Annotated in this window: 8 protein-coding genes; 5 read left to right on the top strand and 3 right to left on the bottom strand. The window is 65.4% G+C overall.

The window, feature by feature from the left end; genetic code table 11:
- Positions 1-24 precede the first annotated feature (24 nt).
- The 3 genes from AB1411_07145 to AB1411_07155 are packed head-to-tail and all read right to left on the bottom strand — an operon-like array spanning position 25 to position 2,613.
- The gene (locus tag AB1411_07145; protein MEW6543369.1) at positions 25-300 is read right to left on the bottom strand and encodes a hypothetical protein; all 276 of its coding nucleotides are present in this window, start codon (positions 298-300) and stop codon (positions 25-27) included.
- Positions 297-1,322, bottom strand: coding sequence for a GntG family PLP-dependent aldolase (locus tag AB1411_07150; protein MEW6543370.1), 1,026 nt, complete (start codon positions 1,320-1,322; stop codon positions 297-299). The genes AB1411_07145 and AB1411_07150 overlap by 4 nt, the downstream gene beginning before the upstream one ends.
- 46 nt (positions 1,323-1,368) lie before the next feature.
- A complete protein-coding gene (locus tag AB1411_07155; protein ID MEW6543371.1) occupies positions 1,369-2,613 on the bottom strand; it encodes a hypothetical protein in 1,245 nt (414 codons plus the stop codon).
- A 172-nt stretch (positions 2,614-2,785) separates the two neighbouring features.
- On the opposite strand from AB1411_07155, the gene AB1411_07160 reads away from it, so the two are divergent.
- The 5 genes from AB1411_07160 to AB1411_07180 all read left to right on the top strand — a co-directional run bounded on the left by AB1411_07160 (position 2,786) and on the right by AB1411_07180 (position 8,372).
- The gene (locus tag AB1411_07160) at positions 2,786-3,058 is read left to right on the top strand and encodes a UPF0175 family protein (GenBank protein MEW6543372.1); all 273 of its coding nucleotides are present in this window, start codon (positions 2,786-2,788) and stop codon (positions 3,056-3,058) included.
- On the top strand, positions 3,055-3,549 hold the full coding sequence (locus AB1411_07165; protein ID MEW6543373.1) for a DUF3368 domain-containing protein: 495 nt from the start codon (positions 3,055-3,057) through the stop codon (positions 3,547-3,549). Before AB1411_07160 ends, AB1411_07165 begins: the two co-directional genes overlap by 4 nt.
- A gap of 150 nt (positions 3,550-3,699) precedes the next feature.
- Positions 3,700-5,067: a glutamate-5-semialdehyde dehydrogenase gene (locus AB1411_07170; protein ID MEW6543374.1), complete on the top strand. Its 1,368-nt coding sequence runs from the start codon at positions 3,700-3,702 to the stop codon at positions 5,065-5,067.
- Between the two features lie 72 nt (positions 5,068-5,139).
- Positions 5,140-6,390, top strand: coding sequence for a methyltransferase domain-containing protein (locus tag AB1411_07175; protein ID MEW6543375.1), 1,251 nt, complete (start codon positions 5,140-5,142; stop codon positions 6,388-6,390).
- Positions 6,391-6,464: 74 nt separating this feature from the next.
- The gene (locus AB1411_07180) at positions 6,465-8,372 is read left to right on the top strand and encodes a radical SAM protein (GenBank protein MEW6543376.1); all 1,908 of its coding nucleotides are present in this window, start codon (positions 6,465-6,467) and stop codon (positions 8,370-8,372) included.
- The last annotated feature ends 104 nt before the right edge of the window (positions 8,373-8,476 follow it).

Consider the following 8,476-nt stretch of genomic DNA (forward strand, 5'->3'; position numbering starts at 1 on the left):
CGCGGCCGAATCGGGGCAAGCCGGTTAACGGCCGGCCACCTGTCTGATCTGCGGTTCGAGGGAAGTCAGCCACTGGTCGAACGGAACCTCGGCGTCCACGACGATCTCGATCTTCCCGTTCGCCAGCTTGTGGACCAGGCCTGGGCTGGCGGGGGAGAGGGGAATTTCGACCCACTCCCGCGACAACCCGAGCCGATCGGTGAGCTCGAGAATCTGGCTGATCTGCTTGAACGAGACCATCTGCAACATCGCCAGCCATTCTAGGGAGGGCCTGAAGAGCCTGTCAACCGAGCGGTTCACGAGGCCAGCACCCGCGCCAACACCCGTCCGGCTTCCTCGATGTCCTTCGCGCTGACGTCCAGGTGCGTGACTGCGCGAAATTGTTTGTCGCCGACGCTGTTCACCAGCACCCCTTCCCGCTTGAGCGAGGCCAGGATGTCCGCCGTCGAACGTGCCGAGCGGACCTCGAAGACCACGATGTTCGTGTCCACGCAGGCCGGGTCAACCGAGACGGTCGGGATGCGCGCGAGCGCCTCGACCAGGCGGCGGGCGTGCTCGTGGTCCTCCTTCAGCCTGGCGATGTTGTGCTCCAGCGCGTAGATGCCGGCCGCGGCCAGGATGCCGGCCTGCCTCATCCCGCCTCCGTACATCCGCCGGAGGGGCCGGAGCTTCGCGACCGTTGCTTCGTCGGCCGCGATGAGCGAGCCGACCGGCGCCCCCAGGCCCTTGGAGAGGCAGAAGGAAACGGTCTCGAAATGTTTCGCATAGTCCTTGGCGGGGATCCCCGTGGCCACGACGGCGTTGAAGAGGCGGGCCCCGTCCAGGTGCATGGGAATCCCGTGGGTGAGGGCGATCGCGCGGATCCGCTCGATCGCGGGAAGGGGGTAGATCGAGCCGCCCCCGCTGTTGTGGGTGTTCTCCAGGCAGATCAGGCCGGTCACCGGATTGTACGGGTCCTTGGGCCGGATGGCCGCCTGCACCTGCTCCGGCTCCAGGATGCCGCGCCGGCCGGCGACCCAGTGGAGCTGCACGCCGGCCAGGGCAGCAGCCGCCCCGTGCTCGTACCGGACGATGTGCGCGCGGCTCTCGACGATCACCTCGTCTCCCGGCCTAGTCTGGACCCGGATCGAGAGCTGGTTGGCCATGATGCCGGTCGGGACGAAGAGCGCGGCCGGTTTGCCGACCAGCGCCGCGGCCATTTCCTGCAGCCGGTTGACGGTGGGGTCCTCCCCGTACACGTCGTCGCCCACCTCGGCCGAGGCCATCGCCTCGCGCATCGCGGGGCTGGGTTTGGTAACGGTGTCGCTGCGGAGATCAATCATAAAGACCGTGACGCGTGACGGGTGACAGGTGACGGGTCATGGGGAATCAGCTCTCAGGTCGCAACAAACGGGCGTCTTCAAACCGGAAACACTGCCGACTCAGGACCGGGAAAACTGAGAAGATCGGGGTGTTGAACGAGACGAAGGCCTGGTCCACGCCGGGGGGCAGTTGCAGGTGCATGTTCACGAAGTTGAAGCTCAGCCCCTCCGTCCACTGTTGCGTCACGGCCTGGGCGTAGGCATGGACCTTTTCGGTGGCATAGGTTCGAGTCAGGAGCCCGGCCCCTCCCTGGAGGCCGTACTCGTGGAGGTCCGGGGCTCCCTGGATGAGCAGGGAGACGGCATTGGCGTCGAACCAGACCTTGAAGTTGCAGCCGACCTGGATGAAGGGGCCCAGTGAGTTCGTCCCGTCCAGGAAGGCCCGTGGCAGGCCGATCTCGAACGGCACGTCGTTGGGAACCGGCCTGGTGACGGTCCCCAGCTCCGTTTCTTTTATCGGGGAGACGGAGACGAACAGCAAATTGGGATCGTCCAGCGGGATGTCCAGCACCTCGTCGTTGTACCAACTGCAGAGCCGGCCCAGCTCGTAGCGGAGCGGGAACGAGTAGCCCATCTTCGCGTACCAGATGCGGAGCCCCGCCTCCAGCGGCTCGTCCGGCTTCCGGCTGATCTTGAGGTCGAAGGGCAACATCAGGTGCAGCGCGCCGGTCCGCGCCGCCATGAACGGGGCGCAGGCTCCGGCGAACTCTTTGTGCACGGCGGGATTGTCCGGCTCGAATTTCCGCGCCGCGCTCACGAAGTGCTGGGCGGCCTTGGCCTCCTTCGTGAGCTTGTACTTGTTCTGATAGTAGGCGGCCGCCCGCTTCTGCGCGATGTCGAGGAAGTAGTCGGGCAGGTCGGTCTCCACGATGATCCGCTGCTTCTCAGGCGACTGCTGGGGCTGGGCGCGGGCGCCGCGCATCGCCTCATTGTAGAGATCCAGCTCGGCGGTCGTCTTCTGGATCTCCTGGGTCACGTGCCGGGAGAGGTCCGGATCGGGATACTGGGTCCGGCGGAGCAGCGCCAGCGCCTTCTGAAGACATTCCAGCTTGTGGGTGTAGCGCTTGGGTTCCGGGGCGAAGGAGTCGGCGGTGGCCATGAGGAGGTTGAACTGCTCCTCCGGCGTCAGGCCGAGCTGGTCCAGGTCGTGGTCCTTCAAAAAGCCCAGGGCCAGGGGCCCGAAGGCCTCCTCCTTCCGGATGCAGAGGGTCATCAGGTAGTTGTACTGGGCCCTGGCTTCCTGCGGCGTCATGCGTCTCGAGTCCGGCTCCGTCGGCATTCTAAGGGAATCGATATGCCAGAACAAGCGGTGGTGTTCACTTGGCGAGGTCGGATTGTTGACAGAGGGTAGAGAGAGCTGCTCCCCCCCGACGTCGCCGGCAGATTTGGCTTTCTGATGGTGCCCGGAGCGAGGAGCGGTCTCCGTGAAAGCCGTCACCATTGAACTGCCACCCGAACTGCTGCAGCTTCTCGGATCGGAGGAAGAGGCCAAACGAGAGGCCAAGGTCGCCCTGGTCTTTGATCTCGTCCGCCGTGGGAAGCTCTCCCGGGTAAAAGCGGCCGAGTTGCTGGCGATCCCCTTGCAGGACCTTCCCGCTCTCCTCGCCGAGTACAGCATCCCCTGGTTTGAGTATTCCCCTAAGGCACTTCAGCAAGATCTCCAAACCTTGCGCAAGAGGGAACGTACGGCCGGGTGATCCTCGTCCTGGACGCCAGCGCCCTCATTGTTCTTGCCCGGGTCGGCTACCTTGACCTTCTTCGCCAGAGCGGAGACGAGATCTATATTCCCCAAGCCGTCTATAACGAGGTCGCCGGGCGCGCGCCGGACAGACCGGGGAGTCGGGAGATCGCACAGGCCACGTGGCTTCGCCGGAAGAAAGTCCGCGATCGTGAAGCCGTGACCCGCTTGAAACACCGGCTGGGATGGGGAGAGGTAGAAGCCATCGTGTTGGCCGGGGAATTGGGCGAGACCGTCCTGGTCCTCGACGACGGGACCGCCCGACGCGCAGCAGAGCAAGAAGGGCGAACCGTCGTCGGTCTTCTGGGCCTGCTGCTCTCCTACAAGGAGCGCGGGATTGTCAGAGTATTGAAGCCCCTTCTCGATGCAATGATTGCGGCCGGCTTCTTCATTGACAACGCCCTGCATCGTCACATTGTCCGCAAGGCTGGAGAGGAGCCATCGCCATAGCCGTCCTACAAGGCATGCCCGTGCCCGGTCCTGCCACGATCCTATATCTCGTCGTTTCACGTTTTTGACGGCCCTCGAAACCGCGTGCTATAGTCCTTTCGCATTCCGGAGCCGATCACTCGTCACGCGTCACCCGTCACGGGGTTGCAGATGGTCGAAGTTCCAATCAAGATCCACGTCACGAACCTGATCAAGCAAGCGCGGGAGGCAGTCCGTCCGATGGCGGTTTTGTCCACCGCGATCAAGGACAAGGCCCTGCTCGCCGCAGCCGACCGGCTGGAGGCGGAACGTGAGGCCATCCTGGAGGCCAACCGGCAGGACGTGGAGGCGGTGGGAAAAAGCCTTGCGGGCGAGACGAACAAGGACACGGTGAAGAAGGCGGTGGAGCGGGTCCGGCTCACCGGCGAAACGGTCCAGGAGATGGTCGAGGGGCTGCGGCACGCGGCGGAGCTGCCGGATCCAGTCGGAGAGATCACGAAGCTCTGGCGCAGGCCCAACGGACTGGACGTGAGCCGCATGCGGGTGCCGATCGGGCTCATCGGCATCGTCTCCGATGCGGACCCCCTCGTGACGACCGACGCAATCGCTCTGTGTCTGAAATCCGGCAACGTCTCGATCGTGCGGGGCGGGGCGGAGTGGGCGAAGTCCGGGGCGCTGATCGCGACGCTTCTACGGGAGGCCCTGGGGCAGGCCGGCGTGCCCCCCGGCGGGGTGACTTTCGTGGACCGGCCTGACAAGGAGGCGGCGCTGGAGCTGCTCCGGCAGAGCAAATCGCTGGACGCGATGATCCCGCGCGGCAGCGCCGGGTTGAGAAAGGCGGTCGTGGAGCAGAGCCGGGTGCCGGTCCTGGGACAGGACGGGGGCATCTGCCACGTGTACGTTGACGCCGACGTGGACCTGCCCATGGCCCAGAACCTCGTGATCAATTCCAAGGCGCAGCGGCCCGCCGTGCCGAACGCCGTCGATACTCTCCTGGTCCACCAGACCGTCGCGCGGGCGCTCCTGCCGGGATTGATCAGGCGGCTGCTCGACGAGTTCAAGGTGGAGGTGCATGGCTGCCCCAAGACCATGGCCCTGACGGGCACCTTCGACTTGCCCAGCTACAAGAGCGTCAAGCCGGCGACGGAGGAAGATTGGACCAGACAATTCCTCTCCCCGACCCTGGCGGTCAGGATGGTCAAGGACCTGGACGAGGCGCTGGAGCACATCGCCCGCTACGGCCCCGGCCATACGGCCACGATCGTGACCAGGGGCTATGCCACGGCGATGCGGTTCGTCCGGGAGGTGGATGCCAGCGCGGTCCTCGTCAACGCCTCCACGCGCCTCCACGACGGGGAGGAGTTCGGGCTGGGCGGAGAGATCGGGATCAGCACGATGCGGATCCACGGGCGGGGGCCGGTGGCGCTGGAGGAGCTGACTTGCGAGAAATACGTCGTCCTGGGGGCCGGGCAGCTTCGCCATCCGCATCCAGTGCCGGAGGCCTACGAGGATGCGATCATGCTGAAGCGGCCCTCTTAAATGACCGTGACGCGTGATGGGTGACGGGTAAAGACTCCTGTCTGGTCGTTCGCGCCCTTCCCCTTGTCCTCCATGTCTCCTCTACAGTCTGACAAAGAGATCAAGCAGGCTCTCGTAGAGCATCTGAGCTGGTGGGGGCTCCGCCGGTTCGACACGGACGAGGCCTATTTCCGCTGGCAGAGGGAAACGCTCAGTGCCGGCGAGCTCGCCGATCTCCAGCGTCTGGCCGAGCGGAAGCGTTCCGCTGAGGCCTCGGCGGAGGTCGCCTTCTACGACCGGGCCGCCGATGCCCGCATCCTGCCGGTTCTCTACAGCCAGCGCTACGACTATTACATCAACGTCGGCCTGCCGGTGGCCGAACAGATCGGGGCCCTCTGCGGCGGAGGGATGTCTGGTTCCACCGTGCTCGACTTCGGCTGCGGGATCGGGCTGCTCACCGGCTTTTACGCCAGACAATTCCCGGCCCTGTCGTTCGTCGGGCTCGACCGGTCCCCTGCCTCCATTTCCGTCGCGCGGGAGCGGGCCCGGGCGCTGGGGCTCGCGAACGTCCGGTTCGACTGTGTGGATGTCGAGGCGGCGCCGTGCCTGGAGCCTGTTCACCTCGTCTTGTCCACCCATGCGCTGCTTCAAGCCGAGCAGGAGCCGGGTCTCCCCAGCCTGGATTGGCGGACGTTCGAGCGGGGGGAGGATCCTGAGGCCCAGGCGCGCTTCGAGAAACGGACCGGTCTCGGATTGCGGCTGGACCGGCTCTGTGCCTGGCTGGCTCCAGACGGATTGCTGATCGTGTTCGAGAAGGCCCGGCTTCTGGCCCGGCGGGTGCCCTTTCAGCGAGCTTTTGCGAGCCGTGGATTCCGGCTCCTCGAACGGCCCTTGCCGATCCGCTATCCGGTTGTGGAGGAGGTGACGGACGATGGTCCTCTTTACGTCATGACCCGGTCCCAGTCGGGCGAGGCGGGGAGGCGGAGGGAGGGCGTGGAGTGGGACGAAGCTCCGGAGGCGCTCGAAGAGCCCGATTCGATGGAGCCGCCCGGATCCGCGCCAGCCCAAGGGGCCGATTCCGCCACGACGCCGCTCTATGAAAACCACTTTCCGTCGGCCCAGTCGGTCTGGGAGCGGCTGCCCCACCGCACCGTCCTCAAGGAGACGACCTGGGAGGGGGCCGACGGGTATCGGATGCACGTGGAATTGGGGACGACGGACGGGCTGTTGTACCTCTACCAAGCCAACACGTTCGACCAGCGGCAACTGGTCCTGGTGGAGCCGGAGCGTTCGGCCTTGCTGGAGCAGTATTACCAGGAGATCGTCGAGGAAAGGCAGAAATAGGATGGAACAGGCCTTGACCAGCCTTCGGGGGCGGCCCTAGAATGGCCTAATTATTTGGGGAAAGCGACGGTTGCATGAGGATTGAATATTCCAAAGGGGCGAAGGCCACCCGGGAGCTGATCCAACTGCACCGGCGGGCCTCGGAAGCCGCCGGTGGGCGGAAGATGAAGGTCATGCTGATCTTCCCCCCGGACTGGTACCCCTCCGAGCCCTACCTGAGCCTGCCCACCCTGACCTCCGTCCTCCGTGCCGCCGGGCACCAGGTCGTCCAGAAAGACGTCAACCTCGAAATGTACGACTGGTTCTTCAGCGGGGACTTCCTCCGCCGTGTCCTCAAGCGGGTGCCCCTGCAACTGGACCGGCTGCGCAAGCTCTCCAAGAAGCGTCCGTTGGAGGAGTGGGAGACGGATCTGCAGGTGGCCCTCTGCGACCTGACGCGGGATCGGATCGCGGAGCTGACCGAGCGGGCGGAGGAGGCCAAGCGGATCGTCCGGAGCCAGGACTTCTACGACGCGGACAGGCTGGAACGGGCGATCACCGTCTTCCGCGAGGTTACGGCGGCCATCTCCCTGGTCTACGCCCCGGCGCGGATCTGCATGCCGCCCATGGAGACCGACCTGTCCTACAAGGTCTTCGTCTCCGCCGAGCTGATCGAGGCGGCCCAGGATACGCAGGTCAACGTCTACCGGGACGTCTTCGAGCACCTGGTCAGACCGGCGATCGAGGCCGAGAAGCCAGACGTGATCGGCATCTCGATCGTGCTGCAGCAGCAGCTCTTCTCCACGGTCACGTTTTGCGCCCTGATCAAGCAGCAGTTCCCGAACGTCCACCTGACCGTCGGCGGCAACACGGTGACCAGGCTGCGGGACGTGCTGCCGAACAAGCCGGACCTCTTCGCCCTGTTCGACAGCGCCGTGGTCTACGAAGGCGAGACCGCCTTCCTGCAACTGGTCGAGGCGGTGGGGGCCGGCCGGGATCTCTCCGGCGTTCCCAACCTGATTTATCGCGACCGGTCCGGCATTCACACCTCGCCGCTGACCTATGCGGAGGACATGGCGGCGCTCCCGCCGCCGGACTTCGACGGCCTGCCGCTGGAGAAATATTTCGTGCCAGACCGGGTGCTCCCGTACCTGGCCACGCGCGGTTGCTACTGGGGCCGGTGCGAGTTCTGCGATCACGGGGAGGGGTACGCGGCCGGCTACCGGACGAAGAAGCTCGACCAGATCGTCGAGGAGATCCGGGGGCTGAAAACGAAATACGGGGCGCGGCACTTCCACTTCACGGACGAGTCCTACCCGCCGGCCCTCTTCCGGAAGCTCACGCGCCGGCTGGTGGAGACCAACCTGGACATCCTCTGGACCACCCACATGCGGTTCGAGAAGAGCCTCCTTGAGGGGCCGGTGTGGCGGGACGCGGCGGCCTCCGGCTGCCGGTACCTGCACTTCGGGTTCGAGTCCGGCAACGAACGGGTCCTCAAGCTGATGGACAAGGCCACGACCGGCGACGTGATCCGGCGGAGCCTGGAGCTGTCGGCCGGCGTGGGGATCTGGAACCACGTCATGGGGTTCTTCGGGTTCCCGGGCGAGACCAGGGAAGAGGCGTTGAGCTCGATCCGGTTCCTGGAGGACAACAGGGACTTCGTCCATTCGATCGGCTTCGGCACCTTCGACCTGAGCCGGCACACGCCGGTCGCGAAGAATCCGGAGAAGTTCGGGGTCACGCCCTACGTCAACCCGGACTGGGATCTGGCGTTGGACTACTATTTCACGGTGAAGGACGGGCTCAGCGTGGAGGAGGCCGAGCGGGTGTTCGAGGAGTTCGAGCGGAACCACTATCCCGGTTGGGACCTGCGGATCTTCGTCCGCGAATACATCTTCCTCTACGTGGCCAGGTTCGGCACGAACAAGCTGCCGGTCCTGCAGTTCAGGCCGCCCGAAGTGGGCGTCGGGGCTCTCAGTCCGGTGGGCGGCAAGGCGGGCTGACGTGGGCGCCGGCCTCATCACGATTGACGGGCGGGAGGCGGGCGACCGGCCGGCCCAGGCCGGCCGCAAGCTCAAGACCCTCCTGTTGTTCCCCCCCGAATGGG

Source organism: Nitrospirota bacterium (genome assembly GCA_040757595.1).
Lineage (GTDB): Bacteria > Nitrospirota > Nitrospiria > Nitrospirales > Nitrospiraceae > JBFLWP01.